21 protein-coding genes are annotated in these 19,632 nt (G+C 44.1%); 18 read left to right on the top strand and 3 right to left on the bottom strand.

Features of this window, described 5'->3' with window-relative positions; genetic code table 11:
• The first annotated feature begins 34 nt into the window (after positions 1-34).
• From gcvH to ACO05P_RS15125, 16 genes are all read left to right on the top strand, one after another.
• Complete coding sequence (gene gcvH / locus ACO05P_RS15050; protein WP_421752080.1) at positions 35-412, top strand: glycine cleavage system protein GcvH; 378 nt, start codon at positions 35-37, stop codon at positions 410-412.
• Between the two features lie 3 nt (positions 413-415).
• Positions 416-799, top strand: coding sequence for a VanZ family protein (locus ACO05P_RS15055; RefSeq protein WP_421752081.1), 384 nt, complete (start codon positions 416-418; stop codon positions 797-799).
• Between the two features lie 41 nt (positions 800-840).
• Positions 841-1,572, top strand: coding sequence for an energy transducer TonB (locus ACO05P_RS15060; RefSeq protein WP_421752082.1), 732 nt, complete (start codon positions 841-843; stop codon positions 1,570-1,572).
• A gap of 68 nt (positions 1,573-1,640) precedes the next feature.
• The gene (locus ACO05P_RS15065) at positions 1,641-2,348 is read left to right on the top strand and encodes an energy transducer TonB (protein WP_421752083.1); all 708 of its coding nucleotides are present in this window, start codon (positions 1,641-1,643) and stop codon (positions 2,346-2,348) included.
• Positions 2,349-2,424: 76 nt separating this feature from the next.
• Positions 2,425-3,243, top strand: coding sequence for a 3'(2'),5'-bisphosphate nucleotidase CysQ (cysQ, locus tag ACO05P_RS15070; protein ID WP_421752085.1), 819 nt, complete (start codon positions 2,425-2,427; stop codon positions 3,241-3,243).
• A 127-nt stretch (positions 3,244-3,370) separates the two neighbouring features.
• Positions 3,371-4,210, top strand: a complete 840-nt coding sequence (cyoE, locus tag ACO05P_RS15075) for a heme o synthase (RefSeq protein ID WP_421754920.1) — start codon at positions 3,371-3,373, stop codon at positions 4,208-4,210.
• A 2-nt stretch (positions 4,211-4,212) separates the two neighbouring features.
• Positions 4,213-4,791 (top strand): cytochrome c oxidase subunit 3, encoded by a 579-nt coding sequence (locus ACO05P_RS15080; protein ID WP_421752087.1) that lies wholly within the window; start codon positions 4,213-4,215, stop codon positions 4,789-4,791.
• 20 nt (positions 4,792-4,811) lie between these two features.
• Positions 4,812-5,747 carry a cytochrome c oxidase subunit 3 gene (locus tag ACO05P_RS15085; RefSeq protein ID WP_421752088.1) on the top strand — a complete coding sequence of 312 codons (936 nt, stop codon included), beginning with the start codon at positions 4,812-4,814 and terminating at the stop codon, positions 5,745-5,747.
• Between the two features lie 21 nt (positions 5,748-5,768).
• Positions 5,769-6,122 (top strand): cytochrome C oxidase subunit IV family protein, encoded by a 354-nt coding sequence (locus ACO05P_RS15090; RefSeq protein WP_421752090.1) that lies wholly within the window; start codon positions 5,769-5,771, stop codon positions 6,120-6,122.
• Positions 6,122-6,871: an SCO family protein gene (locus ACO05P_RS15095; protein ID WP_421752092.1), complete on the top strand. Its 750-nt coding sequence runs from the start codon at positions 6,122-6,124 to the stop codon at positions 6,869-6,871. The genes ACO05P_RS15090 and ACO05P_RS15095 overlap by 1 nt, the downstream gene beginning before the upstream one ends.
• Positions 6,871-7,431 (top strand): DUF420 domain-containing protein, encoded by a 561-nt coding sequence (locus ACO05P_RS15100; protein ID WP_421752094.1) that lies wholly within the window; start codon positions 6,871-6,873, stop codon positions 7,429-7,431. Before ACO05P_RS15095 ends, ACO05P_RS15100 begins: the two co-directional genes overlap by 1 nt.
• Before the next feature lies 1 nt (position 7,432).
• The gene (locus tag ACO05P_RS15105; protein WP_421752096.1) at positions 7,433-7,681 is read left to right on the top strand and encodes a hypothetical protein; all 249 of its coding nucleotides are present in this window, start codon (positions 7,433-7,435) and stop codon (positions 7,679-7,681) included.
• A gap of 49 nt (positions 7,682-7,730) precedes the next feature.
• Positions 7,731-9,161, top strand: coding sequence for a TolC family protein (locus ACO05P_RS15110; RefSeq protein WP_421752097.1), 1,431 nt, complete (start codon positions 7,731-7,733; stop codon positions 9,159-9,161).
• A gap of 3 nt (positions 9,162-9,164) precedes the next feature.
• Positions 9,165-10,442, top strand: coding sequence for an efflux RND transporter periplasmic adaptor subunit (locus ACO05P_RS15115; RefSeq protein ID WP_421752099.1), 1,278 nt, complete (start codon positions 9,165-9,167; stop codon positions 10,440-10,442).
• 4 nt (positions 10,443-10,446) lie between these two features.
• Positions 10,447-11,124: a tRNA (adenosine(37)-N6)-threonylcarbamoyltransferase complex dimerization subunit type 1 TsaB gene (gene tsaB / locus ACO05P_RS15120; RefSeq protein ID WP_421752101.1), complete on the top strand. Its 678-nt coding sequence runs from the start codon at positions 10,447-10,449 to the stop codon at positions 11,122-11,124.
• A 9-nt stretch (positions 11,125-11,133) separates the two neighbouring features.
• Positions 11,134-12,936: a histidine kinase N-terminal 7TM domain-containing protein gene (locus ACO05P_RS15125; protein WP_421752103.1), complete on the top strand. Its 1,803-nt coding sequence runs from the start codon at positions 11,134-11,136 to the stop codon at positions 12,934-12,936.
• Here the strand turns inward: ACO05P_RS15125 and ACO05P_RS15130 are convergent.
• Both ACO05P_RS15130 and ACO05P_RS15135 read right to left on the bottom strand, forming a co-directional pair.
• Positions 12,921-13,916 carry a glycosyltransferase family 2 protein gene (locus ACO05P_RS15130; RefSeq protein WP_421752104.1) on the bottom strand — a complete coding sequence of 332 codons (996 nt, stop codon included), beginning with the start codon at positions 13,914-13,916 and terminating at the stop codon, positions 12,921-12,923. The genes ACO05P_RS15125 and ACO05P_RS15130 overlap by 16 nt on opposite strands.
• A gap of 47 nt (positions 13,917-13,963) precedes the next feature.
• Positions 13,964-14,662 (bottom strand): hypothetical protein, encoded by a 699-nt coding sequence (locus ACO05P_RS15135; protein WP_421752106.1) that lies wholly within the window; start codon positions 14,660-14,662, stop codon positions 13,964-13,966.
• Positions 14,663-14,718: 56 nt separating this feature from the next.
• Between ACO05P_RS15135 and ACO05P_RS15140 the strand changes: the two genes are divergently transcribed.
• Complete coding sequence (locus ACO05P_RS15140) at positions 14,719-15,897, top strand: retropepsin-like aspartic protease (RefSeq protein ID WP_421752108.1); 1,179 nt, start codon at positions 14,719-14,721, stop codon at positions 15,895-15,897.
• A gap of 1 nt (position 15,898) precedes the next feature.
• Here ACO05P_RS15140 and ACO05P_RS15145 read toward each other — a convergent pair whose 3' ends face one another.
• Entirely contained in the window at positions 15,899-17,917 is a 2,019-nt protein-coding gene (locus ACO05P_RS15145) for a thioredoxin domain-containing protein (protein ID WP_421752110.1), read from the bottom strand.
• Between the two features lie 134 nt (positions 17,918-18,051).
• Here ACO05P_RS15145 and ACO05P_RS15150 point away from each other — a divergent pair, with 134 nt between their 5' ends.
• Positions 18,052-19,590, top strand: coding sequence for an inorganic phosphate transporter (locus ACO05P_RS15150; RefSeq protein WP_421752112.1), 1,539 nt, complete (start codon positions 18,052-18,054; stop codon positions 19,588-19,590).
• Positions 19,591-19,632 lie beyond the last annotated feature (42 nt).

Below are 19,632 nucleotides of genomic sequence, written 5' to 3' on the forward strand. Positions count from 1 at the left end.
AACTGTTTAATTTGCCGCATCAAAAAAGCGAGGCATGAATATTCCAAATGATTTGAAATATACCAAGGACCACGAATGGGTTCGTGTTGATGGCGAAATAGCTACCGTTGGTATTACAGATTTTGCCCAGGGTGAATTGGGCGATATTGTGTTTGTTGAAGTTGAAACCGAAGGTGAAAGCCTGGATCGCGAAGAAACCTTCGGATCCGTAGAAGCGGTAAAAACAGTATCCGATCTGTTTATGCCCGTTTCCGGTGAGGTGATCGAGTTCAATGAAGAAATTGAAAGCAGCCCTGAACTGGTAAATGAAGATCCTTATGGCAAGGGTTGGATGATTAAAATTCAATTGAGTGATTCTTCCGAATTGGATGATTTACTTGATGCTGAAGCTTACAGCGAATTAGTGGGCTAATCCGTGCGGAAGCCCAATAAGATAGTATCCTATACCCCAGCATTGCTCTGGGGTTTTTTAATTTCCTACCTCACCCTTATTCCGGGAAAGGAGGTGCCGGCTGCATTGGCCAGTCTTAATGACAAGCTTTTACATGCGGCCATCTTTTTTTTAACCGCTGGTCTAATAATCATGGCTGCGACCCGTTATCAATTTAAGCGGAGTCTCAGCAAGCAACGATTAGCCGGCATCTGGCTTGTGTGCGTATCCTTTGGGGCGCTAATAGAGATTTTGCAAAATGACTTTGTTCCTGGCCGTAATGGAGACTGGATGGACTTTTGGGCCAACAGTCTTGGGGCAGGTATCGCGGTGTTGCTGTGGCTTTTGTTTCAAGGCCGCAGGGCCTGATCGATCTTCGGATCTAAAAACAAAATCCTAAGCAAAACACTATGCACGACAAGAAAAACTGGAAGAAGAATCTCGAAAATTTCCGCACTATCTTTTTTATGGTGGGCTTGGCTTTAAGCCTGATGGCAGCCACCGAAATTATCCAATGGACCACTGAGTATCGGGTACCCGAACCTAAGGTACCCATTGAGGAATCCAAATTCGTGATTCCCAATTTACCGCCAATCACCATCCCAGAAAAACCGGAGATTCCTGAACCGAAGAAGGAGCCAGAACCCGAGCCGATCAAACTGGATTCGGATAAGTTTAAGAAGGTGGATAATGACTTCAAAGAGCCCACTCGCCCTACTTTGAATTTGGGTGATTTAAATGATACTATGGCTGTGGAATTTATGGGGCTACCTGAGGTTCCTGAGCCGGTTCCAGCTGTTTTTGTGGAGAACATGGCTCGCCCTAAGGACTGTGAAGCTTTACAGGGCAAGAAAGAGCAGATGGAATGCTTCAGTAACTTTGTGAAGTTCTACCTGGCAGATGAGGTTGAATTCCCCCGTTCCAATGCATTCTTTGCCACTACGGAAACTGTTTATGTTCAATTTGTGATTGATGAGTTTGGCATGGTGAAAGATGTGGAAGCCATTCGAGGCGAAAATCCTGATTTTAGAGAAGAGGCAGTTCGAGCTATTTCCGAATTACCAGAGCTGGTGCCAGCTAAACAAATGGGACGTCCGGTTCCTGTTAAGGTGGTAGTTCCAGTTCGATTTCGATTAGATTAATTGATCATTTATTAATTGTAGGCTGGCCTATATTTTCATTAACTTAGCGCACTGCTAATCCATCGTTTATGCAAGTGAAAAAAACTGAAAAAGCCGACTTAGAGAACTATCGAGGTCTCTTTGTGCAGTTCGGACTGGTATTGTCCCTGCTCTTGTGCATTGTTCTTATTGAGTGGAAGACCTATGACACATCGGTAGCCGATTTAGGTGAGTTAGATGTAGAAATTGATGATGAGATTATTCCCATCACCAACCGTGAAGTAGCGCCACCACCCCCACCACCCCCACCCCCACCTGAGGTAATCGAAGTTGTGGAAGATGATGTGGAACTCGAAGAAGAGTTAGAAATTCAGACTACTGAAACCGATATGATGGAAGAGGTTGAGGTGATTGAATTTGAAGAAGAAGAATCAGACGAGATCTTGAACTTCGCCGTAGTAGAATCAGTTCCGATCTATCCCGGATGTGAGGATGCCAAGGATAATAATGAGCGTAAATTGTGTTTCCAGCAAAAGGTAATGCAATTTGTAACTCGCGAATTTGAATTTCCCGAAATGGCCCGTCAAATGGGGATCGGAGGTCGTATCTATGTAGACTTTGTAATTGAGAAGGACGGAAGTATTTCCAATGTACAAGTGGTACGTGGAGTAGATAAACTACTAGATGATGAAGCAGTTCGGGTAGTTAAGAAATTACCCAAGTTAACTCCCGCGAAACAGCGTGGAAAACCTGTACGTATGAACTTTACTTTGCCTATCAACGCAAAGCTTCAATAAGGAATACTTTGTAACTTTATAGCCGCCTCGGAGCACTTCGGGGCGGCTTTTTTTTTACTTCTCAAACAAAATCAAAATGGACCGTATCGAGATAAAAGTTTTGGCTTATGATGCTGTTTTAGCATCCATCGAAGCTGGAAAAGAAATATTGGAAGTTTACGAAAATACCTTCGAGGTAGAATATAAGGACGATAAGTCGCCCCTAACCATTGCCGATAAAAAAGCCCATCAGCGCATTATGCAAATGCTGAAGGAGACAGGTATCCCGGTTCTTAGTGAAGAGGGACGAGAATTGTCTTATTCTGAACGTAAAGACTGGCAATTGCTTTGGGTTGTGGATCCTTTGGATGGAACCAAAGAATTCATCAAGCAAAATGGAGAGTTTACCGTAAACATCGCTTTGGTGGAAAAAGGAGTGCCTATCATGGGGGTGATCTACGTTCCGGTGGATGAGACTTTATACTTTGGAGGGACTGAATTAGGCGCTTGGCGTGTTGATCAGGCAGCACATATAAAAGATACCGACAATATTGAAGATTGGATGGCCAAAGGAGTGAAGCTTCCTGAGACTCAAGATCGTCCTTATACCATGGTGGGCAGTCGTTCGCATATGAGCGATGAAACGGCGGCCTTCTTTGATGAGGTGCGCAGGGTGCATCCTGACTCTGAAGTAATTAGTCGCGGAAGTAGCCTGAAAATTTGCATGGTAGCCGAAGGCTCAGCAGATGTTTATCCACGTTTTGCCCCTACCATGGAATGGGATACCGCCGCTGGTCATGCACTGGCTAAAGGAGCCGGATTTGAAATATACCAGGCCAAGAATGATAGTGAGCCACTGCAGTATAACAAGGAGGATTTACTGAACCCTTGGTTTATTGTAAAAAAGCCTGATTAGATAGAATCATTCTATTTTGTCCGGCTGGGCAATCCGCTGTATTTTTGCGGCCCAAGAAAGGCCATTGAACAGCACTACCGAAATCAAAGTCCAGGAAATTAGTTTTAGCCAAAAAGCGCAAGCGGTTATGGAATTAACCAAAGCGCGCCTTAACCTCAGTGTCGTTTATTCGGCGCTGGCAGGTTACTTTTTGGGTGCCGAGCAAATCGGTTTTTGGCCTATTATGGCTCTGGCTTTGGGAGGTTATTTGGTGGTGGGGGCCGCAAATGGTTTCAATCAGGTTATTGAGCGAGATCGCGATGCTTTAATGGATCGCACAAAAAATCGCCCTTTACCTTCCGGAAGATTGAAAGTTTCGGAAGCCATGATTTCGTCCTCAATCATGGCAGTTGTGGGGCTCTTTCTACTCTATACTATCAATCCCCTTACCGTTGGATTTGGAGCCTTTGCCCTCTTTGTTTATGTGTTAATTTATACACCACTGAAAGCGCATGGACCCATCGCGGTTTTTGTTGGTGCATTTCCTGGAGCGATCCCTGCCTTATTAGGGTGGGTGGCCGCAACCAATGATTTTGATATCGAGCCCGGTACTTTATTCGCCATTCAATTTTTATGGCAGTTCTCGCATTTTTGGGCTATCGCCTGGATTGCCGACGATGATTATAAAAAGGCCAACTATGTGCTTTTGCCTTCCGGGAAACGCGATACCAAAAGTGCCTTGCAGATCGTACTTTATACCTTCTTTATCATTCCGGTTAGCTTATTGCCAGCCTTTGGGCTTAGCGGCGGTTTAAGCTTATCTGTGGTTGGGGTGATCATCACGGCCCTGCTCGGACTGTTCTTTATGTATTTTGCATTGAAGCTTTATCGCGAAAGGTCTATCCCTGCCGCACGTAAGCTGATGTTTTATAGTATTGTTTATCTGCCTTTGTTGCAGCTCTTATTGGTGATTGATAAATTTATTTAGAGATGGGGAAATTGACGGCAGCCGATAAACGCAAAGTTCAAAAGCCACTACTGTGGATTGGACTGGCTAGCATTGTCATGACATTCGCGGGTTTAACCTCGGGATATGTAGTAAGTCGATCGGCCCTGCTGGCAGATAATCGCTGGTTGATTTTTGGCCTGCCTCCGCAGTTCCTTTATGCTACTATTATCATTTTAGTGAGCAGCCTTACTATGATTCTCGCCAAGATGGCCTTGAAAAAGGGTCAAATTTCGATGGCTGGGAATTTAGTTTTGGTGAGCCTCTTTTTGGGTATCGCCTTTTTTGTGATCCAAATTTATGGGGCGCAGGATATGATCGATCGGGGCTTTAATGCGGTAGGTGTAAATACCGCAGTAAGCTGGGTTTACGTAATTGCCGGCCTGCATTGGCTGCACCTCTTTTCGGGATTAATTGTATTGCTGTACACCTGGTACCGCACTGCAATAAAAAAAGTTCATACCGCCACCGATCATCAAGGCTTTAGTGTAAGTGCTATTTATTGGCATTTCCTCGATGGTCTCTGGCTTTATTTGTACCTCTTTTTATTATTTATTCGCTAAACTTGCAAAAATTTTAATGCATGGCTAACGGAGCTGCTTTAGAACAGAACACAACCGCTATTTGGGGCGGTGGACGCCAACCATTTGGCGTTAGCTACGGCAAAATGATGATGTGGTTTTTCCTATTATCTGATGCCCTTACCTTCTCAGGTTTCTTGACCGCAATGGGCTTGTACCGCTTTAAGTACGAGACTACTTGGCCAGTTGCCGAAAATGTTTTCACCCACTTCCCATTATTACATGGTGAGCATCCTTTGCTCTTTGTGGCGCTGATGACCTTTATTCTGATTTTAAGTTCCGTGACCATGGTATTGGCCGTAAATGCCGGTCATAAAATGAATACCAAAGCCGTTGTACTTTGGTTAGGTTTAACCATCGTGGGTGGATTTACCTTCTTGGGTTCACAGGCCTGGGAGTGGTATCACTTTATTAACGGGGACAAAGGAGCGGTAATGTTGGAAGATCGTACCGTGATGTATGTAACCCCAATCGATGGTAATGGCGAGATCATTAGTATCTACGAGTTAATTACCGGTCAGGAGAAACCTCATGGAGATCATACTGAATTCAAAACTGCCGATATGATTGCAGCTTTTGGAATCAATGATAATATGACCTTAAGAATGCCGGGTAAAGGCACCGAAGAAGGAGCTATTACCTTAAGTCGTGAAGAAGCAATGGCCGCCATGAAGGGAGCTCGTGTATTGCAGGGAGCCGGAATGAAAGCCAATGAATATGGAAACACCTTATTCGCAAACTTCTTCTTCTTTGTAACTGGCTTCCACGGAACGCACGTATTCTCAGGAGTAGTGCTTAATATCATCATCTTTATCAATGTGTTGATGGGCACTTACGAGCGCCGCGGACATTATGAGATGGTGGAGAAAGTTGGATTGTACTGGCACTTTGTAGACTTAGTGTGGGTATTCGTATTTACCTTCTTCTATTTGGTTTAATCATATTTAGTAGCGAAAAACATGGCAAATAACAACGCATATCCCAGCGAACACCACGAAGGACCAGAAGGCACCAAATGGATCTGGAAAGTATTTTGGATTCTATTGATCGTAACTACGGTTGAAGTAGTATTGGGAATCATTAAGCCCGAAGTATTGATGGGTCAGGTATTAGGAACTTCAGTCCTGAACATCATCTTTATCGTGCTTACCCTGGCCAAAGCCTACTACATCGTTTCTGAGTTCATGCACTTAGGCCACGAGCGTAAAAACTTTATTTGGACAATTACCCTGCCCATCGTTATTCTTATTCCTTACTTAACCTTCATTCTGCTTACTGAGGGAGGTTATATGAATGCAATGTCTCAGATGTAATGGTTTTAAAATCTTCATTCTCGAAGGCAGTACTAATCCTGGTATTAGTGCTGCCTTCGGTGCTTTATTTCATCTTTGTTTACGGGGCAGAAGGCAACTTCTTCCAAACCCTGGATTATGTTGGGCCTCCAACCATAATAGAGCGTTTTGAGGATGGTGTGGCGACTAATGACACCCTTCATTATAGCATACCTCCCTATCAGTTCTACAATCAGAATAATGAGGTGTATGGCTCTAAAGACTTAGAAGGTAAAATCTACGTAGCCAATTTCTTCTTTAGTACTTGCCCAACGATTTGCCCGGCCATGAATTACAATCTCAAGCAGGTACAGGATCGTTTTTTGGGCTATGAGGATATCAATTTTGTGTCCTTCACGGTAGATCCAGAACACGATACGGTTGAGGTGCTGAAAGAATATGAGAAAAGAATCGGAGCAGAGGAGGGACGTTGGTTTTTCTTAACCGGCGAAAAAGAAAAGCTTTACAAAACGGCAAATGATTTTTTCCTGAGTGCTCAAGTTGATCCTGAAGCAGCAGGAGGCTTTTTACACTCCGAAAATTTAGTTTTAGTAGATTGGGAAGGTCGAATTCGCAGTCGCAGGGATGAACAAGGCAACTTAAAAGCGGTTTATTCCGGAACTTCAGCGGATGAGATTAGTCAGTTGAAGGATGATATTAAAGTGCTGATTGCCGAATACGAGAAACACAAATCAGTATCCGAGCATCGCGCTTCTAAAGCGAAAGATTAATGGGCGAGATCAGAGAATTGAAAACAGCCAATCCCAAGGCCGATCGGGTGGCCATTCCGATTATCATCGTATTATCCATTTTGGTTCCGGTGGCGGTAGCTTTATTGATATTGTTTCCCGATACCCTTAAACTGGAGATGGGCATCGATCGTGGTACCTTGCCGGCCTTTCATGCTGTTTTAAATGGCACAACCGCAATTTTACTCTTATTGGGATTGTATTTCATTACTCAAAAGAAAATTGCAGCACATCGTTTTGTAATGATGTCGGCCTTTGGCCTTTCCGCAGTATTCCTGGTTTCGTATGTAATCAGTAAACTCAATGCCGATCCCATTCCATATGGAGGAGAAGGCTATATGCGTGGTTTGTATTTCTTTATTCTTATTTCCCATATTCTACTGAGCGTGCCGGTACTACCCTTGGCAATGCTGGCTATATATCGTGGGTTTACCCAAGAGTATGGACGGCATCGCAAATTGGTGCGCTACACATTTCCCATCTGGTTGTATGTGGCAGTCACCGGCGTCTTGGTATATTTGTTCATGCAACCCTATTATTAGTATGCAACTGCAAAAGATAGTATTCCTGCTGGTATTTGCTGTGTTTTTTAGCCTTTCGGCGGAAGCGCAATGTGCCATGTGTCAGGCGGTAGCAGAATCCAGTACCAAAACCGGAAGTACAGTAGCCACCGGCCTTAATGGTGGGATATTGTACTTAATGGTATTTCCGTATTTGATTCTTTCGGTGATTGGTTATGCTATCTATCGCCATAAAAAAGCACAAAGGACTGAGCTAGGTCCTGAAGAATAAGGCGAAAAACTATCTTTGTAGGGCTACTTGAACGGGTAAAGTCCCTGTTATGTCAAAGATCACTGCCAGTCTGCTTTTTACTTTTCTCGCCCTTATTAATCTGCAGGGCCAGAACCCCCTACCTGAGGTGTGGACACTCACCGACTGTGTCGAATATGCCCTTCAGCAAAATATTACCGTAGAACAAGCGCGTTTGCGGGCAGAAATTGCTCGGAATAATCTCAATACCGCGCGAATGGATTACCTCCCGGATTTACGTTTGGGAAACAATTTGTTCTGGAATTTCGGTCTGAATATCGATCCGGTAACTAACCAAATTTCACGTCAAAGTCGACAAACGGTTAATTTCCAATTATCTTCAAACTGGGTGTTATACAATGGTGGAGCCAAGTACAATACCATTGCCCAAAGCAGTCATAATTTAAAAGCCGCACAATACGACTATGAAGCGGCACGCAATGATATTTCTCTATTAGTAGCTTCCAGCTATCTTCAGATTCTGCTCAATAAAGAAATTGAAGCCGTAGCGCGTGAGCAAGTACGCATTACCAATCTTCAAGTTAATCGCACGCAGAAGCTGGTTAATGCCGGAACCCTCCCGGAGGGCGAGCTTTTACAATTAGAGGCACAGCAAGCGCGCGATGAGCAAAACTTAATCAGCACCCAAAATGCGGTGACCATTAGTCAATTGCAATTGGCGAATATCCTGCAATTATCCAATCCTGATGACTTTGAAATTGGGAGTCCGGATTTAGGCTTACCGGATGCCAGTATTCTCGATCGCCCAGCCGCGAATGTCTATGAGGTGGCAGTGGATAAGCAGCCATCAATTCGTGCCGCCGAAATGCGAGTATTATCGGGAGAGGAAGGAATAGACTTAGCCTACAGTGGTTTTTTACCTACCGTTTCATTAATTGGTCAGGTAGCAACAAACTATTCGGATCAGATTCCCAATGTAACCGGAGCTACCGATATGGAGATTCCCTTTGGCTATGTTGGCAACACAGGCGATGTGGTATTTGTCCAGCAGTCCGTTCCAATTACCGATGGTGTGAAGCCTTTTAATGATCAGGTATCAGACAACTTAAATCAGTTGGTGGGCTTTAGCTTACAAGTGCCCATTTTCAGTAGGAGAGCAGTGGCTAACAATTTGCAAAATGCTAAGATTAATGCGGATATCAATCGCTTGAACCTGGATCAGGTTAAGAACGATTTAAAGCAAACCATTTATCAGGCGCATAATGATGCTAAAGCGGCAAAGCTTCAGTTTGAAGCGGCAGCGAAATCCGTTCAAGCTAGCCAGAAAGCATTTGAATATGCTCGCCAACGTTTTGAGGTGGGAGCCCTAAATCAGGTTGATTTTGAAACCGCCAAGAATAATTTGGCGGCAGCCCAATCGCAATTTTCGCAGGCCAAATTCGATTATATATTCCGGGTTAAGGTTTTAGAGTTCTATCTCACCAATCAAGTTAATTTATAAGCCATGAGCAGACCCTTAAAGACAATCATCATCATTGCCCTTGCACTTATCGTCTTTTTAGTGGTCGCTAAATCGGCCGGATGGATTGGCGAGGAGGAAAGTACCAAAGTAGAGCTTTCCAAAGTGGAGCGAAAAACCATTACGGAAACCGTAATTGCAAGCGGGAAAATTCAACCCGAGGTAGAAGTGAAAATCTCAGCCGAAGTTTCGGGCGAAATTATTGAGTTGCCTTTTCAGGAGGGAGCTCAGGTAAATAAGGGTGACCTGCTGGTGAAGATCAATCCCGATTTATTTATTGCCGCAGTAAACCGTGCTCGGGCTTCCGTGAATACCGCTAAAGCATCCCTAGCCAGTGCAAAAGCTCAATTTATTGAGGCCGAAAAGAACTTCAATCGAAATAAAAGCCTGCATAAGGATGGTGTAATTAGCGATGCTGATTTTGATGCCATTAAAAGGGCTTATCAAGTATCGCAGTTAGGAGTAGAAAGTGCCCAGTACCAACTGCAAAGCGCTGAAGCTACTTTACAAGAAGCTAAAGATAATTTAGCACGAACTACGATTTACGCTCCCATGGATGGTACTATCAGTATGCTGAATTCCGAGGTAGGAGAGCGCGTAGTGGGTACCATTCAAATGACCGGTACCGAGATATTGCGTGTTGCCAATCTGGAATTGATGGAAGTTTTGGTAGAGGTAAATGAAAATGATATCATTCAGGTGAATTATGGTGATACTGCTTTGATTGAGGTAGACGCTTACCTCGACAAAGAGTTTAAGGGTATCGTTACCGAGATAGCCAATTCGGCCAAATTAGCGGGAACCACCATCGATCAGGTTACTAATTTCGAAGTGAAGGTACGGATCCTTAAAGATTCCTATTCCGATTTATTACAAAAAGGTGGGGGCAGTCCTTTCCGTCCGGGAATGACCGCTTCCTTAGAAATACTTACCGATCGTCAGAATGGTGTGCTTTCAGTACCCATCCAAGCGGTAACCACTCGGGCAGATACTTCCGACAAGCCAGCTTATGCCCGCAAGAAATTGGATGAAGCCGATGAGGAAGGGGATGAGCTTTTTGAGATTGTATTCGTCAACAAAGCGGGGAAAGCAGAACTGCGCGTAGTGAAAACCGGTATTCAGAATGATGAGGATATTGTAATTCTTTCCGGCTTGGAAGAAGGTGAAGAAATTGTAACCGGACCCTATTCGGCAATCTCTCGAACCTTGAAACCTGGAACTGCGATTAGCGAAGAAAATTCCAAATCGAATAAAGAGGAATAGGCAATTGATACTGGCACTCGAAACTTCCACTAAAAACTGTTCCGTTGCAATTTTAAAAGATCAAGAACTGGTTCAATTGATAGAAGCTCAGTCTGATCAGTACATTCATTCCGAAAAACTCCATCTTTTTATAGCTGAAGCCTTGGAAAAGGCAGGCTTAAAGCCGGATCAGTTGGAAGCAATAGCAGTAGGTTCCGGACCTGGTTCTTATACCGGATTACGCATTGGGGTCGCATCGGCGAAAGCTTTGGCCTATAGCTTATCCATTCCGCTAATTAGTGCCAAAGGGACCGAACTTTTAGTGGCCGGTGCCCTGGAAGCCTACGATTTTCCCCAGGATGCCCTCTTACACCCAATGATTGATGCCCGAAGAATGGAGGTGTATACTGCTAGCTATAGCCCGGCGGAAAAGCAATGGACAGAGGTAGAAGCTCGCATTTTGGAAGCAGGGTCTTATGCAGAGGCGGGAAGTCATTACTTTTTTGGCGATGGGGCCCCCAAAGCCCAGAATTTATTAGAGTCTGATAGACATAGTTTTTTGAATATTCCTTTTCCTTCAGCCCGTCATTTTAGAACCTTAGTTCAAGGGAAAATGAAAGCTCAGGATTTTGAGGATGTCGCCTATTTCGAGCCCTTCTATTTAAAGGAGTTTGCAGCGCAAAGACCCAAAAGCGTATTTTAGGAACTTCAAATGTTCAGCGATTTAAACTACAATTTGTACGCTCTGGTACTGATAACTTCCGGAGTATTTGCATTCCTTCTGGCCGCATGGATAATGCGCAAACGCCGGCAGGTTTTCAATTGGTTTAGCATTATGCTGATTGCGGCTGCCTGGTGGGCAGTAGCCTATGGTTTCGAGCTGTCTTCAAGCAGCCAAGAGAATATGCTCTTTTGGATTAAAATCGAGTATCTCGGAATAGCCTGTTTGCCCTCTTTATGGTTGATTTTTTGCTATAGCTTTATTGGGCGAGAAAACCGTCTGAATAATCTAACCTTCTTTAGTCTCTTTGCCTATTCTGCAGTAACCTATCTTATGATGCTTACGAATGAAGGGCATCATTTGTTTTACGAGTCTACATCGGTAGATAGTAGTGGCCCCTTCCCATTATTAAGCATTGATCCCGGTCCCTGGTATCATTTACATACTATCGTGTTCTACAGCCTGGTAGTTGCTGGTTATTGGGCTCTCATTGCACATTTACGGCATACCAAGCCAGTGTTTCGGAGACAGAACCGCCTTTTAATATTAAGCACCTTGGTGCCCCTATCTGTCAATTTTGGATACATTTTCCTCGACTTAAGGCCCTATGGTCATTTGGATTTAACCCCATTTGCTTTTTTGCTTACCTCCTTTATAATTGCGGTGGGCCTGATGCGCTTTGGTCTTTTCGATGTGACGCCAATGGCGCGTACCCGGGTGATTCAAGAATTGTCGGATGGAGTAGCGGTAGTGGATTCTCACGGGCGCCTTATTGATTTTAATGGGGCCTTTGAAGAAATAATGAAACCCCGGGAAGATCTCTTTGGTAAACGACTTGCGGAATGTTTCCCAGCGGAGGAAATGGATCAAGCATTTCCCGATTTAGGAGAAGAAAATTTACAGGAGCATATTTTACATCTAAATGATGGTCGTATCTATGAAGTAAGCTCAACCATACTGTACGAGAAAACAGGATTGTTTAATGGCTCGGCCATTCTGATTAAAGATGTTACACAGCGAATAGAAAGCCAGCATAAGCTGGAAGATAAAACCCAGCAACTTATAAAGCTCAATGCGCTAAAAGACCGCTTGTTTTCTATCATTGCTCACGATTTACGCGGGCCTCTGATCAATTTGCAAGAAACTCTTAATCTGGTGAACTCCGATGTGATTACTCCCGAGGAACGAGATGAAGTACTTAAGATATTGGGGGAAAATGTGGAACAGAGCGTAAGCTTAATGAAGAATCTGTTAGATTGGGCCCAAAGCCAACAAAAGGGGGAGCGATTGGAGTTAAGTTTGTTCCATGTCGAAAGCCTGGTGCGGGAAGCTGTAGAACCTCTCCAATCTTTATTAAAGCGCAAGCAGCAAGTATTAGACTTAGATGTTTCTTCAAAATTGGAGGTTTATGCCGATCGTGAACGGATAAAGATTGTGCTCCGTAATCTGGTGAACAACTCCATTAAGTTTACTCCGGTGCAGGGCAAGATACGCGTGTGGACGGAACAGAAGAATGATGAAGTTTGGTTCTATGTTCGCGATAATGGAGTAGGGATGAGTGAAACGCAATTGGAAAAACTGAATAAAGAAATGGAGCTCGAAAGTACCTATGGAACACAAAATGAAAAAGGCTCGGGTTTAGGATTGATGCTTTGTCGGGACTTTTTGCGCCAACATGGGAGCAAGTGGGAGGTTGAAAGTGAAATGGGCTTTGGCAGTACTTTTAGTTTCTCCCTTTCTGCATTACCCAAGGATAGCCATCCGGCAGATAGCGACCTTTATAAATACCAATAGTCGGTACCTTTTTGGAGGTTACGGGAGATAAGAAAGTCTTCTAAATCCTTGCGTTCTGCTGGATTGGGATACACGCCAATTAAAAGCTTCAAACCTTTACGTGCTTCAATTTTACGGTAATCTTCAATAGGATGCCCTTGAATACCATCCGGAAATTTATGGGGCTCTAAATCCATCCAGCGAAAGCGAATACCCATTTCACGCAGCAGAGCGGCACTTAAACGCGCCTTTCGGCCAGAGCCCCAAAGAATAAGCTCCTCAAAGGCTTCCCATTCGATAAAACGTTGCAGCTTTAATCGGAAAAAGGCCTTTTGCTGATAATGTTCCGAATTGCGTGAAGTTCGCTGGGGATGCTCGCGCCACATTAAAGTGGTAGTAGTTAGGCATTGCACTTCGAAATCTTGCTGATAGCAGCGAAAACACCAATCGTAGTCTTCTGGATATTGCAGCCCTTCGAAGGCCCCAATAGCTAAAAAGTCCGATCGGCGCATGAGCCAATTGGGGGAGGCAATTACGCATTCCCGATAAATTTCTTCCCAACTTTCGCCATTGAGATTGGTTTCGTTGATCCAATTTTGATAGCGGCTGTAGCCTTTGGAAATAGGACGGTCTGAAAAGTACTGGACCAATCCGGTAACTAAGCTTTTAGGCTTACTGCCATTTAACACCCTAACCATAAGTTGCAAGCGATCCGTAGGTAAGATGTCATCAGCATCAAAGCGGCCTATATAAGTACCGCGCGCTTTTTTAGAAGCTACTTGCAGGGCGGCTAAAATCCCATTGCCCGGATTGAGGAAGAGTCGAATGCGAGGATCCCTTTCGGCGAAAGCCTCTACTATTTTTCGACTGCCATCACTGGAGTGGTCATCCACAGCGATAAGCTCCCAGTCCTCCAAACTTTGCTGCTGTAGCGAGGCCAGGGCTTCGGCAATAAAGTCTTCGGCCAAATAAAAGGGCATAAGAAGTGAGACCTCGGGCATAGGGTGAAGTTAGCTAAAAGCACCTTAGTCTCGATTTTTAAAAGAGCTTAGATTATGGAGCCCACCCATCTTTGTACTATACAATCACCTTTAATCTCCCACACTATGTGATACCCCCCAGCTCCATCGGAGCCCATCATAAGGATGAAAAAGCTGTCACCCCATTTCTTTTCTTGAACAGTAAAGCTCGACTTGGTACTGATCCAATCCGGATCGAATTTTAGATTAAAGAGACCTTCAAAGAGCATAGGTGATTGCGGAATACTGTCTCCATTCACAATGAGTTCCATGGCACTGCAGCGTGTCGCCGCACTCATCCCTGTTTCTACTCCGTAATAAGGAATTCCATTTACCCGATCGGGGTACTCAGAATTGCCACTAAAAAAGAAGTCGGTACTATCCGCTTTTTCCGCTTTAAAACGGAGTTCTGGAGCATCTTTGGCATCCGGTAGATTCTCAATATTTAGGAGGCGGCTTTGATGAATATATCCGCCATATGTGGCTTGGCCAAAGGAAATACTAAATGGGTTGGGATTGAAATAGACTAAAACCCAAGTAGAATCTAAAGACCAATATTCGATCTCTACAAAGAGAATTCGGCCACTGGGTACCCGGCAAATAATCGAGCTTTGGGCATCGGGTTCTGAACGCAAATTGCTGTATCCATCCGGGTCTTGAACAATCGCAAACTGGGCTATACATGGCTCGATAAGGAGACACAAGGAGAGGATTAATATATTTCGCATGCCTAAAATTACGGCAATTCAAAAACTGATTTGAATTGTTTTCCGACCTTATGCGCATGAATCGTCTACTTCAAATTTTCTTCGCTATTGGATTGCTCTTAAGCTTAAGTACCTGTCGTTCTTCGGCCGCACTCTTTGCCCGCGGGAAGGTGGGAAAGCCAGAGCATTCTGTCTCGCCAATTAACTTGCCAATAGAAGTAAAGCAAAACCTGCTTTATGTACAGGTGGAAATTGAGGGCGAACTGTACAATTTTCTTTTTGATTCAGGTGCCCCTATGGTTATTTCCCAGGAATTGGCAGAAAAGTATCAAGCCAAGGTATTACGTAAAGCAACAATTCGAGATTCTCAAGGAGAACAACAAAGACAGGATTATGTGCGTATGCCTGATTTTAAATTGGGGGATCGCACTTTTAGTGATTTCGTTGCAATAGCAGCCGATCTCAAAGCTTCACCATTATTAAGCTGTTTAAAACTGGATGGGATTATTGGAGCCAATGCCATGCAATTTCAATACTGGGATTTTTCCCTTGAGGATAATTTGCTTCGCATGAGCGATACCAAGGAGCATTGGCCTCAAGGCAAAAAGTATGTATTGCCTTTTTCCATTAAAAGCAGTCGTACACCTATGGTTACTTTGACTATTAATGGAAGCCAGATTAAGGGAATTACCTTTGATACTGGATCGAATGGAACTTTAACCTTACCCCAATCCCTGACTTCATCTTTTAAGCCCGAAGCTGCCAAATTTAAATCCTACGGTTTTTTAAGTGGTGGATTATTTGGCAGTGCACTCGATACGGCCTATGAATTTGAAATGAAATTTGAGTTCCCGGATACCATTATACCAATACTTGTAGATCAAGAACAAAGCAAGCAAGCCAAGCTTTTGGGGATGAATTTCTTACGCCAGTTTCACGTATTTATGGATTATCAGGAAGGGGAGATATTGCTCATGCCACGTAAGTTTGAGCCCGAACAAGGCACCTATCCTTTAACGCCTTATTACCGAGATGAGCAAGTGATTATTGGGAGTTTAAACAGCTTGCTTCCTCCCGAGCATCAGTCCTTGGCCATTGGGGATACCATAATTGCGGTAGAGGACTTCCAGTTGCCTGAGCAAGTAAGTGTCGATGATTTTTGCCGGGTGGTTCAAAGCTTTCAAGATGAAGAGGAAGCCTTGAATATCCAGGTCAAAGGGAAAGGCCGTATTCGCGTGGCAAGAACCGCAAAGTAGTTTATTGAAAATCTTCCTTAAAAGATTTTAGCTCCCTATAGGGTATTTGACAGGCGCCTTTTTGACAAGGGAAAATTCGATTGGATTCCTGAGTCCATCGAGCCTTAAAAACAGGGATCTCGGAAGGGATTTCGGATCGAAATAGGAAATGCAAGGGATGATAGTCCTTTTCCAATTCCCTTTGCCAAGTCTCGGTATCAGCACCTAATAGGGCAATTTCATAAAAAGCAGGATCTTGATAGAGGGCCAATCGAGACCAGTTTGCATAGGATTCACCGTATTCCAAAAACTGGCTTTTCAGATGCCCTAAATTCTGCTGGGCTTGTTCGGACCAAAGACTTTTTCCGAAAATCAGCCCCAATTTAAATAAGTTATGGGCCATGGTTGAATTAGCGGAAGGCATCACATTATCCTGTGTTTCCATGCCCGGGCTAATGAGCTTTTCTCCACTCTTGGGACGCGTATAAAATAAGCCACTGTTCCGGTCTTCAAAGTCTTCACTTACTTTTTCAGTCCAGGCTTTCGCCTGATGAAGGTATTCCTCCTTAGCACTAATTTGCCATAAATGGATAAAGGCTTCAATGCTAAAGGCATAATCTTCCAATAAGCCTTCAATATGAGCTTCACCTTCTTGCCAGGCATGCAATAGCTGATGGGCTTCACGGCTTTGATGGTCTAAAATCCACTGGGCCGTTTCTTCGGCAATTTTAAGAAATGACTTCTGTCCTGTAGCGCGATAGCTTTCGCAAGCCGCGGTAATCATCAAAGCATTCCAACTACAAAGAGCTTTATTGTCCAGGCCAGGCTTAATGCGCTGCTCTCTTTCTTTAAGTAAGATGTTTTGCCAGGTCTTAACCTTGACTTTTAAATCAGCTATTTCGATTACAAAGCGTTTCGCCAAAGCTTCCGCTGATTCTCTACGCAGAAGGATGTATTGACCATTTTCCCAATAGCCATTTTCGTTAATGGAATAATAAGCTGCAAAAAGGGCCCAGTCTGCGGTGGGGATAAGGTTTTGTAATTCTTCTGCTGTCCAGATATAGTACTTTCCTTCTTCACCTTCACTGTCGGCATCCAAGGCAGAATACCAGGCCCCGGATTCATCTCGCATCTCGCGAAGCAGAAATTCCCAGCTCTGCTCGAGTAGCTCCAGGTAAAGCTCTTTTTTAAAATAGCGATAGGCCTTACTATAGAGGGAAATCAATTGGGCATTATCGTACAGCATTTTTTCAAAATGCGGAACCTTCCAAAGGGCATCCACCGAATAGCGGGCGAAACCCCCACCGATTTGATCGTAAATCCCACCCATGGCCATTTTATCCAAACTAAACTCAACCTGCTTAAGGGCGGTTTCATTTTGACGGCTTATGCCATAATCCAGTAAATAGGACCAATTTACAGGCATGGGGAATTTTGGGGCTCTTTTAGTTCCACCCTCCTCGAGGTCAAAGCTGCGTTGCCAGATTTTAAACTGACTGTCCAGATCTTCAGGTGCAATTTCAAAAGGTCGACGTTCCAGGCTTAGGAGCATACTTTGTTGAATCCCCTCAGTTAGCTGTTCACCGTAATTGATTACCTGCTGACGATCTTCACGATACATTTCGGCGAGCTGGCTTAATACTTTCAGCCATTGATCTTTGGGAACATAGGTGCCACCCCAAATCGGTTTTCCATCGGGTAGGCAAACCAGGTTTAAAGGCCAACCACCTTGCCCTTTCATTAATTGAAGGGCACGCATATAAATTTCGTCAATGTCAGGTCTCTCCTCACGGTCCACTTTTATGGAGATAAAATCCTGATTCATCACTGCGGCTGCATCCTCTAGCTCAAAAACTTCTCGCTCCATCACATGGCACCAATGGCAAGCGCTGTAGCCGATACTTAAAATTATAAGTCGGTCTGTTTCAATCGCTTTTTCAATAATTTCGGCTGACCATTCCTGCCAATGTACCGGATTGCTGGCATGCTGTTTCAGATAGGGGCTTTTAGCGGATTGAAGGGCATTTTGATCCAGAAACATTGCGATGAAATTTGAGAGCAAGGTAAGCTCAAAAGCTTGGATGGTATTTATTATCGAAGCTTTTGCTCTCTTAACTTGGAGATAACATTAGAATTCAAAATTTGCAAACAATCTAAGATGCACGGCATATCCTTATGGACATATACTTAATTCTTGTCATTGCCCTTCTCATTCTGGCCATTGGAGATCTGGTAGTAGGGGTTAGTAACGATGCTGTGAACTTCTTGACTTCAGCGATTGGCTCTCGCGTAGCCACGCAAAGAACGATCCTAATCATCGCCGCAGCAGGCGTTTTTGCCGGAGCCGCCTTTTCGAGTGGTATGATGGAAGTTGCCCGTAAGGGAATTTTCAATCCTAGCTTTTTCAGTTTTGCTGATGTGATGATCATCTTCATGGCGGTGATGATTACCGACATTATCTTATTGGATGCCTTTAACAGTTTTGGTATGCCCACCAGTACCACTGTTTCCATTGTTTTTGAATTATTGGGGGCCAGTGTAATGGTGGGGTGGTTAATGCTACGTCGCGGTGAGCATCCCGAATTAGAATTACTGGACTTGATTAATACCAGTAAAGCGGGGCAGATTATTGCCGGGATATTTATATCCATTGGGGTCGCCTTCAGCGTGGGGGCTTTATCGCAATGGGTTTCCCGCTTGTGGTTTACCTTCAATATTCGTCGGGGCGTAAAGAAATACGGAGCACTCTTTGCCGGGATATGCATGACCATTATTATTTATTTCCTGGTAATTAAAGGAATTAAAGGAGCTCAGTTTGGAGGAGATATCAGCGCCTTTTTCATGCAGAATGCACTGCTAATTGTGGTGGGGTCTTTCCTCTTCAGCACTATTGTATTATTTGCCTTGCAACGCCTATTTGAGGTAAACCCACTTAAAATTGTAGTATTGGCCGGAACCTTTGCCTTGGCGATGGCCTTTGCTGGTAACGATTTGGTGAACTTTATCGGGGTACCCATTACCGGCTATCAGTCCTATAATATGTGGCAAGACTCTGGCCTGGCAGCAGAAGCTTTTAGCATGAGTTCATTAGCAGAAGCGGTACGGACTCCTAAAGAATTACTTTTTATCGCCGGCTTAATTATGGTAGTTACCCTCTGGTTTTCAGCGAAAGCAAGAAAGGTTACTGATACTTCGGTGAAATTGGGTTCGCAAGGAGCCGTAGACGAGCGTTTTAAGCCCAATTTGATTTCCAGTGGTATTATTTCAGTGGCTACCGGATTTTCCAACTTCTTTACTACCGTGGTTCCAAACCGTACCCTCGAAAGAATAGATGCTCGCTTTAAGTTTGAGGAAGTGACGGAGAAGGATCGTCCGGCCTTTGACTTACTTCGAGCGGCCGTAAATCTGGTTATTGCCAGTATCTTAATTGCCTTTGCATCCAGCTTAAAGCTGCCTCTTTCTACTACTTATGTATCCTTTATGGTAGCCATGGGAGCCAGTTTGGCGGATCGTGCCTGGGGTGCGGGCAGTGCTCCTTATCGGGTGGCTGGAGTAGTGAATGTAATTGGAGGTTGGTTCCTCACCGCTATTGTTGCTTTTGCAGCTTCAGCCTTAATCGCTCTCTTAATTAATATGGGAGGAAATTGGGTGGCCGTGGGATTATTTGTAGTGGCTCTGGCCGCCTTATTGCACAGCAACCGTCGTAAGAAATAAAAAACCGCCAAGTCCTTTCGGACCGGCGGTTTCTATAGATTT

Origin of the sequence: Croceimicrobium sp. (genome assembly GCF_965228705.1) — a bacterium.
GTDB lineage: Bacteria > Bacteroidota > Bacteroidia > Flavobacteriales > Schleiferiaceae > Croceimicrobium.

Excerpts from the sequence above, each read along its gene's own strand:
- gcvH (WP_421752080.1), top strand. The coding sequence starts at position 35 with ATGAATATTCCAAATGATTTGAAATATACCAAGGACCACGAATGGGTT.
- ACO05P_RS15060 (WP_421752082.1), top strand. The coding sequence starts at position 841 with ATGCACGACAAGAAAAACTGGAAGAAGAATCTCGAAAATTTCCGCACT.
- ACO05P_RS15065 (WP_421752083.1), top strand. The coding sequence starts at position 1,641 with ATGCAAGTGAAAAAAACTGAAAAAGCCGACTTAGAGAACTATCGAGGT.
- cysQ (WP_421752085.1), top strand. The coding sequence starts at position 2,425 with ATGGACCGTATCGAGATAAAAGTTTTGGCTTATGATGCTGTTTTAGCA.
- cyoE (WP_421754920.1), top strand. The coding sequence starts at position 3,371 with ATGGAATTAACCAAAGCGCGCCTTAACCTCAGTGTCGTTTATTCGGCG.
- ACO05P_RS15080 (WP_421752087.1), top strand. The coding sequence starts at position 4,213 with ATGGGGAAATTGACGGCAGCCGATAAACGCAAAGTTCAAAAGCCACTA.
- ACO05P_RS15085 (WP_421752088.1), top strand. The coding sequence starts at position 4,812 with ATGGCTAACGGAGCTGCTTTAGAACAGAACACAACCGCTATTTGGGGC.
- ACO05P_RS15090 (WP_421752090.1), top strand. The coding sequence starts at position 5,769 with ATGGCAAATAACAACGCATATCCCAGCGAACACCACGAAGGACCAGAA.
- ACO05P_RS15095 (WP_421752092.1), top strand. The coding sequence starts at position 6,122 with ATGGTTTTAAAATCTTCATTCTCGAAGGCAGTACTAATCCTGGTATTA.
- ACO05P_RS15100 (WP_421752094.1), top strand. The coding sequence starts at position 6,871 with ATGGGCGAGATCAGAGAATTGAAAACAGCCAATCCCAAGGCCGATCGG.
- ACO05P_RS15105 (WP_421752096.1), top strand. The coding sequence starts at position 7,433 with ATGCAACTGCAAAAGATAGTATTCCTGCTGGTATTTGCTGTGTTTTTT.
- ACO05P_RS15110 (WP_421752097.1), top strand. The coding sequence starts at position 7,731 with ATGTCAAAGATCACTGCCAGTCTGCTTTTTACTTTTCTCGCCCTTATT.
- ACO05P_RS15115 (WP_421752099.1), top strand. The coding sequence starts at position 9,165 with ATGAGCAGACCCTTAAAGACAATCATCATCATTGCCCTTGCACTTATC.
- ACO05P_RS15125 (WP_421752103.1), top strand. The coding sequence starts at position 11,134 with ATGTTCAGCGATTTAAACTACAATTTGTACGCTCTGGTACTGATAACT.
- ACO05P_RS15130 (WP_421752104.1), bottom strand. The coding sequence starts at position 13,916 with ATGCCCGAGGTCTCACTTCTTATGCCCTTTTATTTGGCCGAAGACTTT.
- ACO05P_RS15135 (WP_421752106.1), bottom strand. The coding sequence starts at position 14,662 with ATGCGAAATATATTAATCCTCTCCTTGTGTCTCCTTATCGAGCCATGT.
- ACO05P_RS15140 (WP_421752108.1), top strand. The coding sequence starts at position 14,719 with ATGAATCGTCTACTTCAAATTTTCTTCGCTATTGGATTGCTCTTAAGC.
- ACO05P_RS15145 (WP_421752110.1), bottom strand. The coding sequence starts at position 17,917 with ATGTTTCTGGATCAAAATGCCCTTCAATCCGCTAAAAGCCCCTATCTG.
- ACO05P_RS15150 (WP_421752112.1), top strand. The coding sequence starts at position 18,052 with ATGGACATATACTTAATTCTTGTCATTGCCCTTCTCATTCTGGCCATT.